Here is a 20,747-nt window from a genome sequence, read left to right as displayed (position 1 = left end):
GGTGGAGACCGCCGCCACCGCCGTCCTGGGCACCGTCACCGTCCGGGCGCCCGCCAAGGTCAACCTGCAACTGGCCGTCGGCGCCCGGCGCGCCGACGGCTACCACCCGCTGGCCTCGGTCTTCCTCGCCGTCGACCGCCACGACCTGGTCACCGCCGCCCCCGGCGAGGGCCTCACCCTCAGCGTCGCGGGCGAGGGCGCCGGCGTCCCGCTCGACCGCGACAACCTCGCCGCCCGCGCCGCCACCGCGCTCGCCGCGCGGCACGGCCTCCGCCCGGACGTCCACCTGCACATCGACAAGCGCATCCCGGTCGCGGGCGGCATGGCGGGCGGCAGCGCGGACGCCGCCGCCGCGCTGCTGGCCTGCGCCACGCTCTGGGACACCCGCAGCACGTCCCACGAACTCCACCGCCTGGCCGCCCGGTTGGGCAGCGACGTGCCCTTCGCCCTGCTCGGCGGCGCCGCCCTCGGACTCGGCCGCGGCGACCGCCTCACCCCGCTCCCGGCCGCCGGCCCCTTCCACTGGGTCCTCGCCACCGCCGACGGCCCGCTCCCCACCCCCGCCGTCTACGCCGCCCACGACCGCCTCCGCCCCCGCCACCCCCGCACCCTCGGCGCCGACCCCGCCGTCCTGGCCGCCCTGCGCACCGGCGACCCTGCCGCGCTCGGCGCCGCCCTCGGCAACGACCTCCAGCCCGCCGCCCTCCACCTGCGCCCCGCCCTGGCCGCCACCCTCCGCACCGGCACCGCGGCGGGCGCCCTCGGCGCGACGGTCTCCGGCTCCGGCCCCACCTGCGCCTTCCTCGCCGCGGACGCCCCCGCCGCCGCCCGCATCGCCGCCGCCCTCACCACCTCCGGCACCTGCCACCGCGCCTGGACGGCCACGGGGCCGGTGCCGGGCGCGAGCGTCGTGCGCACCTCCTTTGCTGCCAAGTGAGTTGACGGAACATCCATTCCTCAGGTGCGTGCTCGTGGAGGCCGGGGCTCAGGCAGTGGTCCGCCGGGCGGTGGCGGTGGGTTTCGGTGGGCCGGGAACGGCGGCGAGGAGTTCGCGGGTGTAGGGGTGGGTGGGGGCGGTGAGGACGGTGTCGACGTCGCCGGTCTCGACCAGGCGGCCGGAGCGCAGGACGCCGACGCGGTGGGCGATCTGGCGGACCACGGCGAGGTCGTGGGTGATGAACAGGTAGGCGACGCCGAGTTCGGCCTGCAGGTCGGCGAGCAGTTGCAGGATCTGGCCCTGCACGGTGACGTCGAGCGCGGAGACCGGCTCGTCGCAGACGACCAGGTCGGGGCGGAGCACCAGGGCGCGGGCGATGGCGACCCGTTGACGCTGGCCGCCGGAGAGTTCGGCGGGGCGCCGGTGGGCGGTGTCGGCGGGCAGCGCGACCCGCTCCAGCATCTCGGCGACCAGGGCGGCCCGGGCGCGGCGCCCGGCGGCGCCGGGGCCGCCGGTGCGGAAGGCGCGCAGGGGTTCGCCGATGATCCGGGCGACGCTGTGCCGCGGGTCGAGGGAGCCGTACGGGCTCTGCTGGACGAGTTGGATCCGGCGCCGCAGCCCGCGCAGCGGGGCGCCGCGCAGGGTGGTCAACTCGCGCCCGTCGAAGTGGAGTTCGCCGCCGGTGGGGCGGGCGAGCCGGGCGACCAGCCGGGCGGTGGTGGACTTGCCGGAGCCGGACTCGCCGACCAGGGCGAAGGTCTCGCCGCGCCCGATCTCGAAGCCGACCCCGTCGACGGCGGGCGCGGGCGCGCCGGGGAAGACGTGCACCAGGTTGCGGGCGGCCAGCAGCGGCACGGTCGGCACCGGCCGCGGCGGGGCGTACCGGCGGGGCGTCAGACCCGGCGCGGCGGCGAGGAGTTCGCGGGTGTACGGGTGGGCGGGGCGTTCGAGCAACTGCTCGGTGGGGCCGCTCTCCACGACGGTGCCGCCGGACATCACGACCAGCCGCCCGGCGCGTTCGGCGGCGCTGCCGAGGTCGTGGGTGACCAGCAGCAGGGCGGTGCCGGAGCGCCGGGTGAGCTCGCCGAGCTCGTCCAGGACGCGGCGCTGCACGAGGGCGTCCAGCGAGCTGGTGGGTTCGTCGGCGACGATCAGCCGCGGCCCGCCGGCCATCGCGATCGCGATCAGGACGCGCTGGCACAGGCCGCCGGAGAGTTCGTGCGGGTACTGCCGGGCGCGGCGCTCCGGTTCGGGCACCCCGGCCAGGTCGAGGAGTTCGACGGCGCGGGCGGGGGCCCGCTCGCGGTCGGCGAGCCCGTGCAGCAGCAGCACCTCGGCGACCTGGCGGCCGACCCGCTGGACGGGGTTGAGCGAGGTCAGCGGGTCCTGCGGGACGAGCGCGAGGTCCCGTCCGCGCCGGGCGCGCAGCTGCGGTTCGGGCAGCGCGGCGAGGTCGGTGCCGTCGAACAGCACCTGCCCGGACTCGCGGCGGCCCCCGGCGGGCAGCAGGCCGACCAGGGCGTGCGCGAGGGTCGACTTGCCGGAGCCGGAGCCGCCGACCAGGGCGACCACCTCGCCGGGGGCGACGTCCAGCGAGGCGTCCCGGACGGCGGTGACCGGCGGTCCGCCGCGGACGCGGTAGGAGACCGTCAGCGCGCGGACGGACAGCAGGGCGGGCGGGTGGTCGGTCACGCTCTCTCCTCGTTCAAGGTCTCTCCGCGTCCGGCAGGGCGGCGGCGAGCCGGTTGACGGCCAGCACGGTCGCGGCGACGGTCAGCCCGGGCAGGGTGCTCAGCCACCAGGCGGAGGCGAACCAGTTCTGTCCGGCGGCCACCAGCGAGCCCCACTCCGGGGCGGGCGGCGCGGCGCCGTAGCCGAGGAAGCCCAGCGAGGAGACCGACAGCAGGCTGGTCGCGAACTGCAGGGCGGCGAAGCCGCGGACGGGCCCCCAGGCGTTCGGCAGGACGTGCCCCAGCAGGACGGCGGGCCACCGGGACCCGGCCGCCCGGGCCGCCTCCACGTACGGGGCGGCCCGCACCCGCAGCACCTGGGCCCGCATGATCCGGGCGAACCCGGCCACCGAGGTCACGCCGACCGCGACCGCGGCCTTGACGGTGCCGAAGCCCAGCGCGGTGACCAGGGCCAGCGACAGCAGCAGCGAGGGGATCGCCAGCAGCACGTCGGTGGCGCGCATCAGCAGCTCGTCGACCCGGCCGCCGAGCGCCCCGGACAGCAGGCCCAGCGCGGTGCCCAGCACCAGGGCGATCGCGCAGGCGATCGCGGCGGCCTCCAGCGACAGCGCGGTGCCGTGCACGACCCGGGCGAACAGGTCGCGGCCCAGCTCGTCGGTGCCGAACGGGTGCCCGGAGCCGGGCGGCAGCAGCCGGTCGGCGGGGCGGGCGGCGAGCGGGTCGCGGTCGGTGAACAGGCCGGGGGCGACGGCCGCGGCCAGCACCAGCAGCAGGTACCCGGCGGCCGTCAGGGCGCCCGCACCGGCGGAGCGCACCCGGACCGAGGTGGCGGTCAGCAGGCTCACGCGGTCACGCTCCGCGGGGCGGCGGCGCGGACGAGCAGCCGCGGGTCGACCAGCGGCTGGGCCAGGTCGACGGCCAGGTTGGCGAGGGCGAAGACCGCGGCCCCGAGCACCACCAGGCCCTGGACGACCGGGATGTCCTGGGTGGCGACGGCCGAGGCGGTCACCCGGCCCAGGCCGCCGCGCGAGAACACCGTCTCGGTGACCACCGAGCCCGCGAGCAGCTCGCCGACCAGCAGCCCGAGCAGGGCCAGCGGGGCGCCCGCCGCGTTGCGCAGGGCGTGCCCGAAGTACACCCGGGCCCGGGTGGCGCCCTTGGCCCGCGCGGTGGTGACGTACGGCTCGCCGAGGGCGGCCCGCAGGCTGCCGGTGAACACCCGGGCCAGCACCGCGCCGGCCGGCAGGGCCAGGGTGAGCGCGGGCAGCACCAGCCCGGCCGGTCCGGCCGCGCCGACGGACGGGAACAGGCCGAGCCGGAAGGAGACGAACTGGATCAGCATCAGACCGGTCCAGAAGGTCGGCGCGGACACCCCGAGGGCGGGCGCCGCGTCGAGCAGCCGGGCCAGCCGGCGGCTGCGGGTCCACGCCCCGGCGAGGGCCAGCGCGCCGCCGCCGAGCAGGGCCAGCAGCAGGGCCGCGCCGGTGAGCTGGGCGGTCTGCGGGAGCGCGTCGGCGATCAGCGCGCCGACCCGTTCGCCGCTCTGCACCGAGCTGCCGAAGTCGCCGTGCAGGGCGTGCAGCAGCCGGTCCAGGTACTGGGCGGGCACCGGCCGGTCGAAGCCGTACGCGTGCCGCAGCGCGGCGACCTGGGCGGCGTCGAGGGCGGCCGATCCGCCGCCGCCGAGCACCATGGTCGCGACCGGGTCGCCGGGCAGCAGGAACAGCAGCACGAAGGAGGCGGTGAAGGCCGCCCACAGGACGAAGGCGGTGTGCGCCAGGCGGCGCAGCAGGTAGCGGGTCATGGCGGGGTCAGGCCGCCTCGGAGAGCGAGCCGAGGGCGCGCGAGGCGGCGTGCGCGACCAGCCGGACGTGCCGACCGGCCTCCTCCACGCAGAGCCGGTTCGCGGGCCAACTGGTCGACACCGCGCCGACCAGCACCCGGCCCGGCCCCCACACGGGCGCGGCCAGGCAGTGCACCTCGGGGCGGAACTCCCCGTGGTCCAGGGCGATCCCGCGGGTGCGGACGGTCGCCAGCTCGCGGGCCAGCGCCGCCGTGCGGGTCAGGGTGCGGGCGGTGAAGGGCGCCAACTCGGGCCCCTGGCGGCTCCCTTGCGCGGACGCGGACGCGGACGCCGAAGCCGACGCCGACGCGGGCGCGGGCGCGGGCGCGGACGTGTGCGCGTGCGCCGGTTCGTCGGTGAAGGCCAGCAGCACCTTGCCCAGCGCGGTGGCGTGCGCGGGCAGCACCCGGCCGACCCGGACCGGCAGCGGGGCGCTGCGGTGCCCGTGCAGCCGCTCCAGGCAGAGCACGCCCTGGTCGCGCAGGACCCCGAAGTGCACCGCCTCGTCGGTCAGCCGGTGCAGGTCCAGCAGGTAGGGGAGCATCCGTTCGCGCAGTTCGGTGGTGCGCACGCACGGCGTCTCCTTGACCAGGTCGGGTATGTGGTCGCCGAGGCGGTAGCCGGTCGGGTGGCGCCCGGCCAGGCCGAGGCCGGTCAGGATGCCGAGGATGCGGTGGACGGTGGTCTTGGGCAGTCCGGTGCGCCGGGCGATCTCGGCCAGGCCGATCGAGTTGCCGTCGCCGGGCAGGGTGTCCAGGACCAGGACGGACTTGGCCACGGCGCCGTGCGGCTCCGGGCCGATCCCCTCGGCGGTGGCCGCCGCGCGGACCGCGGACTTCACCGTGGCGTTCATGGGTCACACTCCGTGTCGGTAGCGGGTCGGGCCAGGTCACCACGCCGGGCGCGGGCGGGAGGCGGTTCAATGAACTGTTCACATCGCTGATATGTTCGAACTGCGGTGTGTAGCAATCCAGTTGTGTACTTCCGGGGCGCCGGGTGCGGACGGTGCGCGTGTTCCGGGTGGTTCGGGTGTGCCCGGTCCGGGCGCGGGGTGGTTCAGGAGAGCCAGGCGTCGTGGAACTGCGGCCGGGAGGCGGCGTCGAAGCTCACGCCGTGGACGCGCGGGGCCAGCCCGACCACGCCGGTCGCCTCGTACAGCGGGATCGCGTAGCCGTCGTCGACCAGCTGCTGCTGGGCCTTGCCGACCTGCTGCGCGCGCACCGCCGGATCCGCCTCGGTGGCCTGGGAGTTGAGCAGGTCCTGCAGCGGACCGGCGGGCAGCCGGACCACGTTGAGGCCCTGCGGGTTGTAGTAGGTGCGCAGGATGTCCGGGTCGGCGTTGGAGCCCTGGCCGTCGATCAGGTCGTAGTCCCCGGCCTTGAAGGTCGCTATCGCCTGCGCGATGGCGATCGGGCGGAGGGTCAACTCCACGCCGACGGCCTTCAGTTGCTGCTGGGCCAGCTCCAGGCTGGTCTGCACCGGCCCGGCCCCGCCGAACCAGACGGCGACCAGCGTCAGCCGGGCCCCGTCCTTGGCGCGGATGCCGTCGGGGCCCTTCGTCCAGCCCGCGCCGTCCAGCAGCCGGGCGGCGCCCGCGGGGTCGGCGGCCAGCTTCGGCCCCAGGTCGGTGTAGCCGGGGGTGGTCGAGGCCAGGACGCTGGTGGCGGCCTTGCTGCCGTCGCCCAGCACGGTGTCGACGATCTGCTGCCGGTCCAGGGCCAGTCGCAGCGCCGTGCGCACCGCCGGGTCGGCGGTCGCGGGCCGCGCGACGTTGACGTTCAGGCTGTACACCAGGCCGGGCACCGCGCGGGTGAGCAACTGGTAGCCCGCGGCGCGCAGCGGCTGCCGGTCCTGCGGGCCGACCGCGCCGATCGCGTCGAACTGGCCCGAGCGCAGGCCGCCGGAGCGCACCCCGTCCTGCGGCACCACCTTGAACACCAGCGAGGACAGGTACGCCGGGCCCTGGTGCGCGGCGTTGGCGGCGGCCCAGGCGTAGTCCTTGCGCGGGGTCTCCACCACCTGCTGGTTGCGGGTGAAGCGCTCCAGGGTGAACGGGCCGGAGCCGATCACGCCCTCGCTGCACCGGTCGGCGGCCGACTTCGCCAGCGTCGCGGCCGCGACCAGGCCCAGGCTCGGGGAGGACGTCCCTTCCAGGAACTTGGCGTTGGGCTGGTCGAAGTCGATCCGCACGGTCTGCGGGTCGACCACGGTGGTGCTCCGGTACCCGGCCAGGTAGCTGGTGGCCTGGACGGCGTGCGCGCCCAGCTTGGCGACGTTGTCGAAGTTGCCCTTCACCACCTGCGCGTCCAGCGGCGTCCCGTCGCTGAAGGTCACCCCGGTGCGCAGGTGGAAGGTGAAGCTGCGGGCCCCCTCGCCGACCTCCCAGGAGCTCGCCAGCCACGGGACCTGCTTGCCGCTGTCCGGGTCGTGGGCGGTGAGCGAGTCCACCAGGCCGCGGGCCGCGGCGAGTTCGTCGCCGTTCCCGGCCTGCTGCGGGTCCGCGCACAGCACGTCGGTGCCGACCGCGTAGGTCAGCGTGCCGCCGCTGCGGGGGGTGCCGGCGGCCCCCGCCCCGCCGCCGCCACCGGCGCCCGGCGAGCCGCACGCGGCCAGGGCCAGCACGCCGACGGACAGCACGGCGGGGAGGGCGCGCCGGGAGGCGCCGGGCATGGTTCTGCTTCTCATCAGGGTCGAGCCGTTCTCTGGGGTGCGGATGTACGGGGGGCGGAGGTGCGGGGCGGCCGGACAGGGCCTAGTGGCTGCGGTGGACGGCGAACCGGCCGATCGCGGCCAGCGCGTGCGCGGCGCCGCTCTCCACGGCGGTGCCGGTGATGATCCGGGTGGCCTGCTCCAGGTGCCGGGCGGCGGCCTCGGCGGCGAAGGAGCGGCCGCCCGCGGCGGCGATCAGCTCGGCCGCGTCCCGCAGGTCCTGCTCGTCGCTGACGCCGGGCCCCTCGCCGGTGCCGAGCAGGGCGGCGAGCAGCCGGGCCGCGGGGGCGGCGGAGCCGAGCGCGGCGATCACCGGGAGGGTCTTCTTGCCCTGCCGGAGGTCGTTGAAGACGGGCTTGCCGGTGACGTCCGGGTCGCCCCAGATGCCGAGCAGGTCGTCGGAGGCCTGGAAGGCGCGCCCCAAGTGGCGCCCCATCAGGGTGAGTTCGGCGACCTGGGTGGCGTCGGCGCCGCCCAGCAGGGCGCCGAGCCCGGAGGCGCAGCCCAGCAGGGAGGCGGTCTTGCGGTCGGCCATGGCGTTGTACTCGGCGACGGTCACCGCCCGCTGCCCGGTCCACGGCCGGTCCTCGAAGGAGATGTCCTCGGCCTGTCCGGCGACGAGTTCGACCAGCGAGGAGGAGAGGAAGGTGAGCGCCGCGGCGCCGATCCGGCCGCTGGTGGCCCGGGCCAGCGAGTTCAGCGCCAGCGCCAGCAGCGCGTCGCCGACCAGCACGGCCGGGCCGACCCCGTACGCCTTCCAGACCGAGGGCCGGTGCCGCCGCTGCTCGTCGCCGTCCATGATGTCGTCGTGCACCAGCGAGAAGACGTGCACCAGTTCGACCGCGACGGCGGCGGGCACCGCGCTGCGCGGCGGCGCGCCGACGGCCTGCGCGGCGAGCAGGGCCAGCGCCGGGCGCAGCGCCTTGCCGCCGGCCTGCTGCGGGAGGCCCTCGACGCTGCGCCAGCCGAGGGTGTACTCGACGGCCCGGCCGATGTCCGGGGGCAGCCCGGAGACGGCCTCGCGCAGCGCGGGGGTGACCAGGTCGCGGCAGAGTTCCAGGGTCCGCAGGACGTCGGCGCCGTCCAGCGGCAGCAGGTCGAGGGCGTCGGGGCGGGCGGTCGGCCCGATGCGGATGTCGTTCACTGCGCCACCGCCCCGGCGAGGGCGTCGGTGCGGGCGGCCGCGCCGCGCGGCTCGGGGAGCATCGGCAGCGGGCCGGTGCCCAACGAGGCCCGGGGCACCGCCGTCCCGGCCCGGACGCCGGGCACCGCGCGCAGCCGCCAGCGGGAGGCGATGCCGGCCAGCGTGATGGTGGTCTCGGCCAGGCCGAGGCTGTCCCCGATGCACTTGCGGCTGCCGCCGCCGAACGGCAGGTTGACGTTGCGCGGCAGTTCGGCGGCGCGTTCGGGCAGCCAGCGGTCCGGGTCGAAGCGCTCCGGGTCCCGGTAGACCGAGCGGTTGTGCCCCAGCGCGTACGGGCTGTACAGGACGATCGAGCCCTTGGCGAGCGGGCGTCCGGCGAGTTCGGTGTCGCGGGTGACGGTGCGGGTGAGCAGCCAGGCGGGCGGGTAGAGCCGGAGCGTCTCGGTCAGCACCCGGCCGGTGTAGGGCAGGCTGTGCAGGTCGGCGAAGCCGGGGGTGCGGCCCTGCAGGACGGTGTCCAGTTCGGCGTGCAGCCTCTCCTCCACCTCGGGGTGGGTGGCGAGCAGGTGGAAGGCCCAGGCCATGGTGTTGCCGGTGGTCTCGGTGCCGCCGATCAGCAGGGTCATCACCTGGTCGTGGATCTCCTCGTCGCTGAGTCCGGCCCCGGTCTGCTCGTCGCGCGCGTTGACCAGGATCGACATCAGGTCGCCGGTGTCCTCGGAGCCCTGGGCCCGGTACCTCTCCAGGGTCTCCCGGATCAGCGTCCGCATCCGGACCCGGACCTGCTCGAAGTCCCGGTTGTGCGCGGTCGGCAGCCGCTCCTGCAGGCCCAGCGGTGCGATCATCCGCTTGTAGACGCCCCGCATGATCACCGGCATGCAGTACGCGACCTCGTCGATCGCCCGCCGGTCCGCGGTGGTCGCGAACATCGTCCGCGCGGTGATCTTCAGCGTCAGGCCGTGCATCACCTCGCTGACGTCCAGCGCCTTCCCCGGCCGCCAGGACGCCAGCTCCTCCTCGATCTCCTCGCCCATCAGCGCGATGTACCCCGGCACCCGGGACGGGTGGAACGCGGGCTGCAGCAGCCGGCGCTGCCGCCGGTGCGGCTCCCACTCCGAACTCACCAGCCCGTTGCCCACCAGCAGCCGGGCCTTCTCGAACAGCGGGCCGCCCTTGTCGAAGGTCCGCGAATCGGTCAGCACCTGCTGCGCCAGCTCCTGGCTGTGCGCCAGGTACGCCCGCCTCGGGCCCAGCCGTATCTCCACCAGGTCGGCGTCGCCCGGCAGTTCGGCCAGGAACCGGAGCGGGCGCCGCCACAGCGGCAGCGCGTGCCCCAGCACCGGCACCGCCCCCCGGGCCGCCACCACCTTCCACCCGCCCTTGCCGTCCTTGCCGTCCCGCCCCGCCGTCCGGGCCGCGGGCCGCTCCGGCACCCGCTCCCCGGCGGCGGCGAGCCGCCGGGCCGCGGCCGCCTCCGCCGCCGGGAGCCCCGCGGGCTCCGCGGGCTCGGCGGGCTCCACGGGCCCCGCCGGGGGTTCCGCCGCGGCCGCCGGGTAGGGCTCGGGCCGGAAGCGGGTGACCGGCGCGTTGAGGTCGACCCAGCCGGAGGTGGTGCCGTCCCAGGCCGAGCCGTCGCCGAAGTAGCGCGGCGTCAGGTACTCGAACTCCTGGCTGCCGCCCATCAGGTGATCGAGGCCGCGCAGGTAGCGCCGCACGTCCTCGCGCTCGCCCAGCGGCCCGGCGAGGAGTTCGTCGCGGGCGGCGATGTAGGCCCGCTCGTGCTCCTCGACCAGGGCGCAGAGCCGGTCCACGGCGTCCTGCAGGCCGAGGCCCTGGCCCTCGGTCAGGACGCGCACCACGGTCATCTTGTCGTCCTGGGCGTGCTCCTTCCGCCAGGACAGCAGGTCGTTGATGATGATCATCTGCCGCCGGCAGTGCAGGTGCACCTCGTCCAGTCGGGGAAGCAGCTCGCTCATGTCGGTCTCGGTGCCGTACTCGGTCATCAGCTCGATGAAGTCGCAGCCGAAGCTGTCCAGCCGCACCGCCATGCAGGTCTCGTAGTCGGGCACCGCGTCGTCGACCTTCGCCTGGATCTCGGTGGCGCAGCCGCGCAGGAACGCCTCCAGGCTGGCCGCGAACCGCTTGACCTGGCTCTCGCTCAGCCCCGGGCTGATCCGCCGCCACAGGTCCTGCCCGGCCCGCCCGTACGGGAACTGCGGGTCCGGTTCCACGTCGCCCTCGAAGTCGCCGAGGATCCGGGCGAACACCTCGCGGGCGGCCCGCGCGCTGGAGCCCAGCGCGGTGCGGTCGGAGACGAAGCTGTCGATGACGGTGACGTACTGGTACCAGTCGGCGATGTCCAGGGCGCGCTGGTACGTGGCGTGCGGGACGGTCAGCGGCCCGTAGATCCCGTTGCGCTGGCGGAGGAAGAACAGCAGGGCGTCCTCGTCCGCGAAGGTGTCGGCGAGCAGGCGGCGGATCCAGCCGTTCGAGGCGATCTCGATCTGCGCGGCCTGCGGGTGGTAGGCGTAGGGGAGGAGGCGGGGGAGTTCCGGCAGGAAGAACTCGACGGTTTCCACACGGGAGTGCACCGGCATGCGAATCCAATCCTCGGGCAGGGGTGAGTCGCGGGAACGGCGACGAGGGCGGCACGGCCACGGCGGGCGGCCGGCGGCACCGGAAAAGGGGGACGGAGAGAGGGCGGGGAGCGGGGAGCGGGGCGGGGAGGGCGAAGCGGGGATGTCCGGCGCGCGTGGTCAGCGCGGACAGCGGCGGCGCGGACAGCGGCGGCACGCGGCAGCGCGCAGGGCCTTCACCGTCCGGGCACAGGGCTTCATGATGCGGGTCTTCCCCTCGGAGAGCGTTCCGTTGACCGGGATGCTACGAGGGCCGATTCGCCGTTGTACACCGACCGTTCCGCCGTGCGGAACGCTCGCCCGGGCCCCCGCCGCCCCGCCCCGGCGACCGCCCGGTGACGCCCGGCCCACCACTCCCCGAACGGCCGGGTTCGCCACGCCGCCGCGGCCCGACTATCCTCGGGCCCAGGTTGCGGGCAAGGGGCCCGGAAGGTGTCTGGGGGTTGGCATGGTCGCCGGTCGCGTGGTGCGGTTCGACGGTTCTCGGGGCTACGGGTTCATCGCCCCCGACCAGGGCGGGGAGGACGTCTTCCTGCACGTCAACGACCTGCTGATCCCCGAGTCCTACATCCGCACCGGCCTCGCCGTGGTCTTCGACATCGAGGAGGGCGACCGCGGGCCCAAGGCCTCCTCCGTCCAGCTCGCCCCCGGCGTCGACCCCAAGGCCCCCGCCGCTCCCCTCGCCGAACGCGCCGTCCGCCCCGTCGACGACGACGAGCAGCTCGCCTCCGACGACTACCTCGACGACGTCACCGAGGCCCTCCTGGAGGCCGCCCCGTCCCTGACCGGCACCCAGATCCTCCAGGTCCGCGCCGCCATGCTCCAGCTCGCCAAGAGCCACGGCTGGATCGGCTGACCCAGCCCGCGCACCCCGCCCCCGCTCCCGCCCCGGCCTCCCCGGGGCCGGGTGTCGGGGGCGGTTCCACGTGCGGGGCCCCGCTCTCCGGTCCGCCCTCAGCCGCCGTCGCCGTCCTCGCGCCCTGCCGCCGTCCCCGCCCCCGCCGCCCGTACCCGTCCGGGTTCCCCCGTCGGAGCGGTGAGGGTGGTGGCGAGGAGGGCGAGGGCGGCGGCGGACGGGGTGGCGGGGGCGGGGGTGTGGAGGAGGAGGCGGTGGGTGGTGCCGTCGGAGAGGGGGAGGCTCTCGAAGTCGAGCTCCAGCGGGCCGACCAGGGGGTGGTGGAAGGACTTGGTGCCGACGGTGCAGTCGCGGACCGGGTGGCGGGCCCAGAGGGCGGCGAACTCGGGGCTCTGGATGGCGAGTTCGCCGACGAGTCGGGCCAGGCGGTGGTCCTCGGGGTGGCGGCCGACGGCGAGCCGGAGGGCGGCGACGGCGGTGCGGGCGTCCTCGTCCCAGCGGCTGTGGAGTTCGCGGGTGTGCGGGTCGAGGAAGAGCAGCCTGGTCAGGTTGGGGCGGTCGGCGGGCCGGTCGGGTGAGGTCGGGTCGAGGTGCCCGGCGAGCAGGGCGTGGCCGAGGGCGTTCCAGGCGAGGACGTCGTTGCCGCGGTCCAGGACGACGGCGGGCACCAGCGGCATCGCGTCGATCAGGTGTTTGGTCGCGGGCCGGACCCTCGCGGGCCGGTGCTGCGGGGCGCGCCGGACGCGGGAGGGCCGGGCCAGGTCGTAGAGGTGGGCGCGCTCGTCGGGGGAGAGCCGCAGGGCGCGGGCGAGCGCGTCCAGGACGCCGTCGGAGGCGTTGGCGCTGTGGCCCTGTTCGAGCCGGGTGTAGTAGGTGACGCTGACCCCGGCGAGCAGGGCGAGCTCCTCGCGGCGCAGCCCGGGCACCCGCCGGCGGCCCGGGTACGGGGTCAGCCCGGCGTCCTCGGGGCGCAGCCGGGCGCGGCGGTTGCGCAGGAACGCGCCGAGGTCGGTCGAGGTCTCCATGCCGTCCAGTGTGCCGGTGCGGGGCGGCCGCGCGGCCGGGGCAGGGTATCCCTGCCGGTGCTACCTTCCGCAGGGGTCTGGGTGGGTCCCCCGGGTCGGTGCAGTCTCCTCCTCGTCACCGCACAACCGCGGAGCAGCATCGAGAGGGAGGCCCGCCATGGCGACGGAGACAATGCCCGGAGAACGCCAACGCTCAAACAGCACAACGAGATTGACGAAGCGTCAGCGCATCGTCCTGCTGGTCCTGCTGGTCGCCCAGTTCATGCTGGCGGTGGACTTCTCGATCCTGAACGTGGCCCTCCCGGCGATCGGCCGGGGCCTGGGCCTCCCGCTGGGCCAACTGCAGTGGATCGGGACGGCGTTCGCGCTGTCCGCGGCCGGGTTCACCCTGCTGTTCGGGCGGGTCGCCGACCTGTTCGGGCGGCGGCGGCTGTTCCTGCTGGGCCTGGCGGTGCTCGGGGCGTCCTCGCTGGTGGGCGGACTGGCGACCGGACCGGCGGTGCTGGTCGCGGCCCGGGTGGCGCAGGGCCTGGCCACGGCGGCGGTCACCCCGGCGGGGCTGTCGCTGCTGACCACCTCGTTCCCGGAGGGCCCGCTGCGCGACCGGGCGCTGGGCCTGAACGGGGCGCTGATGTCGGCCGGGTTCACCACCGGAGCGGTGCTCGGCGGGGTGCTGACCGACCTGCTGTCCTGGCGCTGGGCGTTCTTCGTGAACGTGCCGGTGGCCTTCGCGGTGCTGCTGGTCGCCCCGGGCGTGATCCGGGAGAGCCGTCCGGACGCCCGCCCGAAGCTGGACGTGCCGGGCGCGTTCTCCGTCACGCTGGGCCTGCTGTCCCTGGTGTACGGCCTGACCCGGGCCGGTGCGGCGGGCTGGGGCGACCCGCTCGCGCTGGGCGGCCTGGCCCTGGGCGCGGCGCTGCTGCTGGTGTTCCTGGCGGTGGAGCGGCGGGCCGCGGCGCCGCTGGTGCCGGTGGCGATCCTGCGGCGGCGCAGCGTGGTGTGGGGCAACGCGGCCGGGCTGATCGCCTTCCTGACCGAGACCTCGCTGGTCTTCCTGCTGACCCTCTACCTGCAGGAGGTGCTGGGCTTCTCCGCGCTGGCCGCGGGCCTGTCCTTCGGCGTCCTGGGCCTGGGCACCGTCCTGGGCGGCGCCACCGCGGCCCGCCTGATCGCCGCCACCGGCACCCGCGCCGCCCTGGTGGCCGGCGGCCTGGTGCAGGCCGCCGCCACGGCCGCGCTGCTGCTGCTGGGCCCGGGCCACTCCTCGCTGGGGCTGCTGCTCGCGGCGACCTTCGTCGGCGGCGTCGGCAACATGTACGTGATCGTCGGCTTCATGGTCACCGCCACCTCCGGCCTGCCCGACCGCGAGCAGGGTCTGGCCACCGGCCTGGCGACGATGACCCAGCAGATCGGCATCACCGTGGGCACCCCGGTGATGAGCGCGGTCGTCGCGGCCCGGGCGGGCGCCCACCCGTCCGCCGCGGCGGTCCTGGACGGCGTCACGCTCGCCGTGCTGGTGAACGCGGCCCTGGTGCTGGTCGGCGTCCTGGGCACCGGCCTCCTCCGCCGCCGCGCCTCCTGACCGGCTGGGCTGCACCGTCCCGCCCGCCCCTCCCGCAGCGGGAGGGGCGGGCGGGACGGGGACGTGGGCGCGGGCTGGCATGATCGAGGGATGGTTGAACGAGTCATCGCCGCCTGCGACGGAGCGGCCAAGGGCAACCCGGGGCCCGCCGGGTGGGCCTACGTGGTCGCGGACGGGAACGGCGCGCCGCAGCGCTGGGAGTCCGGCGCACTGGGGCGCAACACCAACAACGTCGGGGAGCTGACCGCCCTGCTGCGCCTGCTGGAGGCCACCGACCCGGCGGCCCCGCTGGAGGTGCGCCTGGACAGCACCTACACCCGGGACGCGGTCACCAAGTGGCTGCACGGCTGGAAGCGCAACGGCTGGAAGACCGCGGCGGGCAAGCCCGTCGCCAACCAGGAGCTGATCCAGCGGATCGACGCGCTGCTCACCGGCCGCGACGTCGAGTTCGTCTACGTGCCCGCCCACCAGGTGGACGGCGACCGGCTGAACGCCATCGCCGACAAGGCCGCCAGCGACGCGGCCCGCACCCAGCAGTCCGCCGCGGGCACCGCCGCCGACCTGCCGGTGCCCGACCCGGTCACCGCCCCCGCCCCGCGCGCCCGCCGGGCCGCCCCGGCCGCGTCCTCCGCCGCCGCGTCCGGCGGCAACGGCGGTGCGGCGAAGCGCGGTTCGACGGGCGGCGGCGGCCGGACGCTGGCCGCCAAGTTCCCCGGCCGGTGCCCGTGCGGGCGCTCCTACGGCAAGGGCGAGACGATCACCAAGGTGGGCAGCGGCTGGGGCCACCCCGACTGCGCGCCCGTCCACGCCTGAGGGCGCGCCCCACGGCCGCCGGGGCCCCGGCCCCGGCGGCCGTCACCGTGCGGCGGGGAAGGCGGCCCGCAGCGCGGCCCCGCGGGTGAGGACGGCGACCCCGACCAGCGCGAGCGCGGACAGGCCCTGCAGGACGGCGTACCAGGCCGGGCACAGCCCGGGGACGAGGTCGACGCCGACCACGGCGACCGGGGCGACGGTCGAGAGCGTGCGCAGCCGGTCGAACGCCCCGGCGTCCCCGGCCCGGACGCGCCCGAGGTAGCGGTGCAGCAGGAAGGTCGCCAGGAACAGGACCGCGCCGCGCACCCACATGAACGCGCTGGTCGGGTGCCCGGTGGCGGCCATCACGGCGACGGTCGCCAGGACGATCGCCCCGACCGCCCCGAACAGCGTGAGGCAGGTCCGGACGGTGTCGAGCGCCTCCTCGGTGCGGCGGTCGGCGTCGGTGGTGGCGGCGGTGGTGGTGGTGGCGTTCATGGTCCCGGGCTCCCCGTGTCTCGCGGTGTCGTGGTGCCTTCGACGCTACGGAGCGCGCGGCCGCCCCGACATGGGCCTGCCCGTACGACCGGGTGGGCCTGGACCCACCGTCCACGGGTTTGTCCGGGCCGCCGCCGGTGTGTCACATTGCCACCGAGCGCCTGCTCCCGTACCCGTGACGTCACCCGAGCGAACCCGAGCGAACCTGAGCGAGGAAGGACCCCATGACCACCGAGACGCTGGAGTTCCAGGCCGAGGCGCGGCAGTTGCTGCAGCTGATGGTCCACTCGATCTACTCGAACAAGGACGTCTTCCTGCGCGAGCTGATCTCCAACGCATCGGACGCCCTGGACAAGCGGCGCCTGGCCGGACTGACCGACGAGCGGCTGCGCGCCGACGACCTGCACATCGCCCTCGCCGTCGACCCGGACGCCCGCACCCTGACCGTCCGCGACAACGGCATCGGCATGAGCCGCGACGAGGTCGTCGGCCTGATCGGCACCATCGCCCGCTCCGGCACCGCCGAGACGCTGCGCCGCCTGCGCGAGAGTAAGGAACCCGCCGAGCTGATCGGCCAGTTCGGCGTCGGCTTCTACTCCACCTTCATGGTCGCGGACAGGGTCACCCTGCTGACCCGCAAGGCCGGCGAGCCCACCGGCACCCGCTGGGAGTCGGCCGGCGAGGGCACCTACACCGTCGAGGAGGTCGCGGACGCGCCCGAGGGCACCTCGGTCACCGTCCACCTGCGCCCCGAGGACGGCGAGGACGGCCTGCACGACTACACCGACCTGGCGACCGTCCGGCGGATCGTCAAGCGCTACTCCGACTTCATCGCCTTCCCGATCCGCGCCACCGCGGCGCCGGGCGCCGAGGAGCAGACCCTCAACTCGATGAAGGCGCTGTGGGCCCGCCCGCGCGCCGAGGTCGCCGAGGAGGAGTACCGCGAGTTCTACCGGCACGTCTCGCACGACTGGGCCGACCCGCTGGAGACCATCAGCCTGCGGGCCGAGGGCACCTTCGAGTACGAGGCGCTGCTGTTCATCCCGGCCCGCCGCCCGCACGACCTGTTCCAGCGCGACGGCCGCCACGGCGTCCAGCTGTACGTGAAGCGGGTGTTCATCCTGGAGGACAGCCGCGAGCTGCTCCCCGACCACCTGCGCTTCGTCAAGGGCGTGGTCGACGCCGCCGACCTGTCGCTGAACATCTCCCGCGAGATCCTCCAGCAGGACCGGCACATCCAGCTGATCCGCCGCCGCCTCGCCAAGAAGGTGATGGCCACGATCAAGGAGATGATGACCGGCGACGCCGACAAGTACCGCACCTTCTGGCGCGAGTTCGGCCCCGCCGTCAAGGAGGGCCTGCTCGACCCGGCCGAGGACCGCAAGGCCATCCTCGACATCGCCTCCTTCGCCAGCACCGCGGGCGAGGAGCCGACCTCGCTGGCCGACTACCTGGCCCGGATGAAGGACGGCCAGGACAAGATCTACTACATGACCGGCGAGAGCCGCGCCCAGGTCGAGAACTCCCCGCACCTGGAGGCGTTCCGGGCCCAGGGCTACGAGGTCCTGCTGCTCACCGACCCGGTGGACGAGATCTGGGTCGAGGGCGTCCCCGAGTACGAGGGCAAGGAGTTCAGCTCGGTGGCCCGCGGCGCCGTCGACCTGCCCGCCGAGGAGGTCTCCGAGGAGCGCACCGGCTCGTACGCGCCGCTGCTGGGCTGGCTCAAGGAGACGCTCGCCGAGGTCAAGGACGTCCGCCTGACCAGCCGCCTCACCAACTCGCCCGCCTGCCTGGTCAGCGACGCGGACGGCCTCACCCCGACCCTGGAGAAGATGTACCGGGCGATGGGCCAGGACGTCCCGCCCGCCCGGCGCATCCTGGAGCTCAACCCCGAGCACCCGCTGGTCGGCGCCCTGCGCACCGCCCACGAGGAGCGCGCCGACGACCCGGCCCTCACCGAGACCGCCGAACTCCTCTACGGCACCGCCCTGTTGGCCGAGGGCGGCGACCTCGCCGACCCGGCCCGCTTCGCCAAGCTGCTGGCCGACCGGCTGGCCCGGACGGTCTGACCCCGCTCCGGCCGCGGCCCCGCCCCCGCTCGTTCCGGGGCGGGGCCGCTCGGTGCGCGGAGCGCCCGGCCGTCCGAGTGCTGGGCACTTCGACCGCCATCATCACGATCTGATTCCTCCTTCCCGGCCCTCCCGCCCCCCGGCCCGGGGCACCCGGTCAAGAACCGCCCGGTGAACTGCCCACTTCATGCGGCGGGTTGCCCTCCCGCCGAGCCGGTGGACATGACGAACCGGGCCCGGAACGGCGCCCTCCGAGTGACGCCGATCACTAGGGGCCCGATGAAACGTGTGATGAGGTTGGGGCGTCTGAGCAGTGGACAGGGAAAGCCCCGCGAGGGATCGGAGTACTGATGGTGTCTGGCCAGCCGGAACACACGGCCGGGGGAGAGCCACCGGAACCGGTTCCGGGCCGCGACGCAGGCCGCGGCACGGGCGCTGCGGGCGCTGCCGGCGCTGCGGGCTGGAGCGCCGGCCCCGACTCCGGCGCCTACGGCACCCCCGGCGGCCCTGGCACCTACGGCACCCCCGGCGGCCCCGGCGCCTACGGCACCCCCGGTCACTACGGCACCCCCGGTCACTACGGCACCCCCGGTCACTACGGCACCGCCGGCCACTACGGCGCTCCCGGCACCTACCGCCCCTCCGGCACCTACGGCCCGCCCGGCGGCTACGGCGCCCCCGACGAATCCGCCACCCCCGACGCCCCCACCGCCCCCGCCCCCACCTCCACCCCCACCCCCGCCGCAGGCGGCTCCCGGCGGCGGCAGCGCGAGGCGCCGGGGTGGCTGCAGTGGTCGACGCGGCGGCTGAACTACCCGCGGGCCGACCGCGAGGGCTGGCGCCGCTGGGTGCCGGACTGGCGGCACCGGATCGACTACCCGCGCAGCGCCCGCAGCGGCGCGCTGCGCTGGCTGCCGTCCTGGCGGCAGTGGCTGCTGCTGGTGGGCGGCGGCTTCGGGCTGCTCTTCGTGGCCGCGGGCACGATGTACGCGACCACCGACATCCCCACCGACCTCAACGCGTTCGCCACCCAGCAGAACAACGTCTTCTACTGGGCGGACGGCAGCGAGATGGCCCGCACCGGCCTGGTCAACCGGCAGGACGTGCCGCTGGAGCAGGTGCCCACCCAGGTGCAGTGGGCGGTGCTGGCCGCCGAGAACGAGACCTTCTACTCCGACCCGGGCATCTCCTTCCAGGGCATCGCCCGCGCGGTCTACCGGATGGGTTCGGGCGGCGACACCCAGGGCGGTTCGACCATCACCCAGCAGTACGTGAAGAACGCCTACCTCAACCAGCGCCAGGACTTCTCCCGCAAGCTCGACGAGATGTTCATCGCGCTCAAGCTGGACCAGCAGGTCAGCAAGCAGGAGATCCTCAGCGGCTACCTGAACATCAGCTGGTTCGGCCGCGGCAGCTACGGCATCGAGCGGGCCGCGCAGGCGTACTACGGCAAGGACGTCTCCGAGCTGAACGTCAGCGAGGGCGCGTTCCTGGCCTCGCTGCTCAAGGGCGCCTCGCTCTACGACCCGGCGAGCGGGCCGGAGAACCACGCCCGGGCGGTGGAGCGCTGGTCGTGGATCCTGGACCGGATGGTGAAGATCGGCAAGCTCTCGGCGTCCGAGCGGGCCAAGTACACCGAGTTCCCGGAGCCGCAGCCGGTGCCGCCGCTGGTCGGCCTGAACGGCCAGACCGGCTACCTGGTGGACCTCGCCAAGGGCTACGCGCAGAGCCACGCCGACATCTCCCCGGCCCAGTTCGACCTCGGCGGCTACCAGATCTACACCACCTTCGAGAAGCCGCGCGAGGACGCCCTCACCGAGGCCGTCCAGGCCGCCGAGAAGAAGCTCGACCCCGATCACCGCCCCGCCGACCAGAACGTCCACCTCGGTGCCGCCTCGGTGGCCGCCGACGGCCGGATCCTGGCGGTCTACGGCGGTCCCGACTACCTGAAGCAGGGCTTCAACAACGCCAACACGGTCAACGTGCCCGCCGGTTCGGCCTTCGCCCCGTTCGTGTACGCGGCGGGCCTGGCCCAGGGCGTCCAGCGCGAACGCGACGCCCCCCGGACGCCCGTCCAGCCCACCACCACGTACAACGGCGACAACGGGGTCGAACTGCGGACCCCCGAGGGGCCCTACTGGGGGCGGGACGGCAAGAAGGCCAAGACCACCAACGACGGCGGCAAGAACTGGGGCAACGTCTCGCTGCGGACGGCGATCGAGCAGTCCGTCAACGGACCCGTGCAGCAGCTCGGCATGGACGTCGGCCTGGGCAACGTCCGCCAGACCGCGATCGGCCTCGGGCTGCTGCCCGAGAGCATGGGCGACCTGACCCCCGCCTACACGCTCGGCAACTCCACCCCGAGCGCGATCCGGCTCGCCGACGCGTACACCGCCTTCGACGCCAAGGGCAGGCGCACCGACCCGTACTCGGTGACCAGCGTCAGCCGCAACGCCGTCGACATCCCGGTGGAGAAGCCCAAGGCCGTCCAGGCCGTCAGCCCCGAGGTGGCCGCCCAGGTGGACGCCGCGCTGCGCGGCGCGGTCAAGGACGGCGCCGCCAAGGACGTCCGCCCGTCCGCCCCCGACTCCGCCGGGAAGCCCGGCACCACCCAGGAGCACCAGGCGGGCTGGTACGTCGGCTACCGGGGCGACGTGGCCACCGCGGTCACCGTCTTCCGGCTCGACCTGAAGACCCTGCAGCTGCTCCCGCTGACCGGCGTCGGCGGCGCCGCGCAGAGCGCCCCCGACTCGGCGATCCCGGCCGGGATATGGGCCGCCTACGCGAAGGCCTCCGCGCACTGACCCGCCGACGGCGACGGGGGGGGGGGGGGGGGGGGGGGGGGGGGGGGGGGGGGGGGGGCGCCGCCCCCCGCCGGGGAGCGGGTGCGCCGGGCGGGGGTGTCCTCGTTCGGGATCAGCGGGACCAACGCGCACGTGGTGCTGGAGGAGTTCCGGGCCGAGCA

At 75.3% G+C, this 20,747-nt stretch carries 15 protein-coding genes; 6 read left to right on the top strand and 9 right to left on the bottom strand.

All coding sequences use genetic code 11. The features are described 5' to 3' along the window. Position 1 precedes the first annotated feature (1 nt). Positions 2-937 (top strand): 4-(cytidine 5'-diphospho)-2-C-methyl-D-erythritol kinase, encoded by a 936-nt coding sequence (locus ACFY00_RS30980; protein ID WP_388035547.1) that lies wholly within the window; start codon positions 2-4, stop codon positions 935-937. 48 nt (positions 938-985) lie between these two features. On the opposite strand, the gene ACFY00_RS30975 is transcribed toward ACFY00_RS30980, so the two are convergent. The 7 genes from ACFY00_RS30975 to ACFY00_RS30945 all read right to left on the bottom strand — a co-directional run bounded on the left by ACFY00_RS30975 (position 986) and on the right by ACFY00_RS30945 (position 10,921). Then, positions 986-2,629, bottom strand: a complete 1,644-nt coding sequence (locus tag ACFY00_RS30975) for a dipeptide ABC transporter ATP-binding protein (RefSeq protein WP_388035544.1) — start codon at positions 2,627-2,629, stop codon at positions 986-988. Positions 2,630-2,642: 13 nt separating this feature from the next. Further along, positions 2,643-3,473 carry an ABC transporter permease gene (locus tag ACFY00_RS30970; RefSeq protein WP_388035542.1) on the bottom strand — a complete coding sequence of 277 codons (831 nt, stop codon included), beginning with the start codon at positions 3,471-3,473 and terminating at the stop codon, positions 2,643-2,645. Beyond that, positions 3,470-4,432, bottom strand: a complete 963-nt coding sequence (locus tag ACFY00_RS30965; RefSeq protein ID WP_388035541.1) for an ABC transporter permease — start codon at positions 4,430-4,432, stop codon at positions 3,470-3,472. Before ACFY00_RS30965 ends, ACFY00_RS30970 begins: the two co-directional genes overlap by 4 nt. Before the next feature lie 7 nt (positions 4,433-4,439). Then, positions 4,440-5,324, bottom strand: a complete 885-nt coding sequence (locus tag ACFY00_RS30960; RefSeq protein WP_388035538.1) for an IclR family transcriptional regulator — start codon at positions 5,322-5,324, stop codon at positions 4,440-4,442. Positions 5,325-5,527: 203 nt separating this feature from the next. After that, positions 5,528-7,141 carry an ABC transporter substrate-binding protein gene (locus ACFY00_RS30955; protein ID WP_388035536.1) on the bottom strand — a complete coding sequence of 538 codons (1,614 nt, stop codon included), beginning with the start codon at positions 7,139-7,141 and terminating at the stop codon, positions 5,528-5,530. Positions 7,142-7,223: 82 nt separating this feature from the next. Next, positions 7,224-8,324 (bottom strand): polyprenyl synthetase family protein, encoded by a 1,101-nt coding sequence (locus ACFY00_RS30950; RefSeq protein ID WP_388035534.1) that lies wholly within the window; start codon positions 8,322-8,324, stop codon positions 7,224-7,226. After that, complete coding sequence (locus tag ACFY00_RS30945) at positions 8,321-10,921, bottom strand: cytochrome P450 (RefSeq protein ID WP_388035531.1); 2,601 nt, start codon at positions 10,919-10,921, stop codon at positions 8,321-8,323. Before ACFY00_RS30945 ends, ACFY00_RS30950 begins: the two co-directional genes overlap by 4 nt. Positions 10,922-11,408: 487 nt before the next feature. Between ACFY00_RS30945 and ACFY00_RS30940 the strand changes: the two genes are divergently transcribed. Next, complete coding sequence (locus tag ACFY00_RS30940) at positions 11,409-11,816, top strand: cold-shock protein (RefSeq protein WP_388035528.1); 408 nt, start codon at positions 11,409-11,411, stop codon at positions 11,814-11,816. Between the two features lie 98 nt (positions 11,817-11,914). Here ACFY00_RS30940 and ACFY00_RS30935 read toward each other — a convergent pair whose 3' ends face one another. Beyond that, entirely contained in the window at positions 11,915-12,841 is a 927-nt protein-coding gene (locus ACFY00_RS30935) for a helix-turn-helix domain-containing protein (RefSeq protein WP_388035526.1), read from the bottom strand. Positions 12,842-12,998: 157 nt separating this feature from the next. Here ACFY00_RS30935 and ACFY00_RS30930 point away from each other — a divergent pair, with 157 nt between their 5' ends. Beyond that, entirely contained in the window at positions 12,999-14,423 is a 1,425-nt protein-coding gene (locus ACFY00_RS30930; protein ID WP_388035523.1) for an MFS transporter, read from the top strand. A 90-nt stretch (positions 14,424-14,513) separates the two neighbouring features. Beyond that, positions 14,514-15,236: a ribonuclease H gene (locus ACFY00_RS30925; RefSeq protein WP_388035521.1), complete on the top strand. Its 723-nt coding sequence runs from the start codon at positions 14,514-14,516 to the stop codon at positions 15,234-15,236. 42 nt (positions 15,237-15,278) lie between these two features. Here ACFY00_RS30925 and ACFY00_RS30920 read toward each other — a convergent pair whose 3' ends face one another. Next, a complete protein-coding gene (locus tag ACFY00_RS30920) occupies positions 15,279-15,713 on the bottom strand; it encodes a hypothetical protein (protein WP_388035519.1) in 435 nt (144 codons plus the stop codon). Positions 15,714-15,937: 224 nt separating this feature from the next. Between ACFY00_RS30920 and htpG the strand changes: the two genes are divergently transcribed. Then, positions 15,938-17,782 carry a molecular chaperone HtpG gene (htpG, locus tag ACFY00_RS30915; RefSeq protein ID WP_388035517.1) on the top strand — a complete coding sequence of 615 codons (1,845 nt, stop codon included), beginning with the start codon at positions 15,938-15,940 and terminating at the stop codon, positions 17,780-17,782. A 350-nt stretch (positions 17,783-18,132) separates the two neighbouring features. Then, positions 18,133-20,586, top strand: coding sequence for a transglycosylase domain-containing protein (locus tag ACFY00_RS30910; RefSeq protein WP_388035514.1), 2,454 nt, complete (start codon positions 18,133-18,135; stop codon positions 20,584-20,586). Positions 20,587-20,747 lie beyond the last annotated feature (161 nt).

Origin of the sequence: Kitasatospora sp. NPDC001540, from assembly GCF_042894345.1 — a bacterium.
Taxonomy (GTDB): domain Bacteria; phylum Actinomycetota; class Actinomycetes; order Streptomycetales; family Streptomycetaceae; genus Kitasatospora; species Kitasatospora phosalacinea_C.
This window is presented reverse-complemented; position numbering and strand designations above follow the sequence as displayed.

Coding starts and splice junctions, on each gene's coding strand:
- ACFY00_RS30965 (WP_388035541.1), bottom strand. CDS start 4,432: ATGACCCGCTACCTGCTGCGCCGCCTGGCGCACACCGCCTTCGTCCTG.
- ACFY00_RS30960 (WP_388035538.1), bottom strand. CDS start 5,324: ATGAACGCCACGGTGAAGTCCGCGGTCCGCGCGGCGGCCACCGCCGAG.
- ACFY00_RS30955 (WP_388035536.1), bottom strand. CDS start 7,141: ATGCCCGGCGCCTCCCGGCGCGCCCTCCCCGCCGTGCTGTCCGTCGGC.
- ACFY00_RS30945 (WP_388035531.1), bottom strand. CDS start 10,921: ATGCCGGTGCACTCCCGTGTGGAAACCGTCGAGTTCTTCCTGCCGGAA.
- ACFY00_RS30940 (WP_388035528.1), top strand. CDS start 11,409: ATGGTCGCCGGTCGCGTGGTGCGGTTCGACGGTTCTCGGGGCTACGGG.
- ACFY00_RS30935 (WP_388035526.1), bottom strand. CDS start 12,841: ATGGAGACCTCGACCGACCTCGGCGCGTTCCTGCGCAACCGCCGCGCC.
- ACFY00_RS30930 (WP_388035523.1), top strand. CDS start 12,999: ATGGCGACGGAGACAATGCCCGGAGAACGCCAACGCTCAAACAGCACA.
- ACFY00_RS30925 (WP_388035521.1), top strand. CDS start 14,514: ATGGTTGAACGAGTCATCGCCGCCTGCGACGGAGCGGCCAAGGGCAAC.
- ACFY00_RS30920 (WP_388035519.1), bottom strand. CDS start 15,713: ATGAACGCCACCACCACCACCGCCGCCACCACCGACGCCGACCGCCGC.
- htpG (WP_388035517.1), top strand. CDS start 15,938: ATGACCACCGAGACGCTGGAGTTCCAGGCCGAGGCGCGGCAGTTGCTG.
- ACFY00_RS30910 (WP_388035514.1), top strand. CDS start 18,133: ATGGTGTCTGGCCAGCCGGAACACACGGCCGGGGGAGAGCCACCGGAA.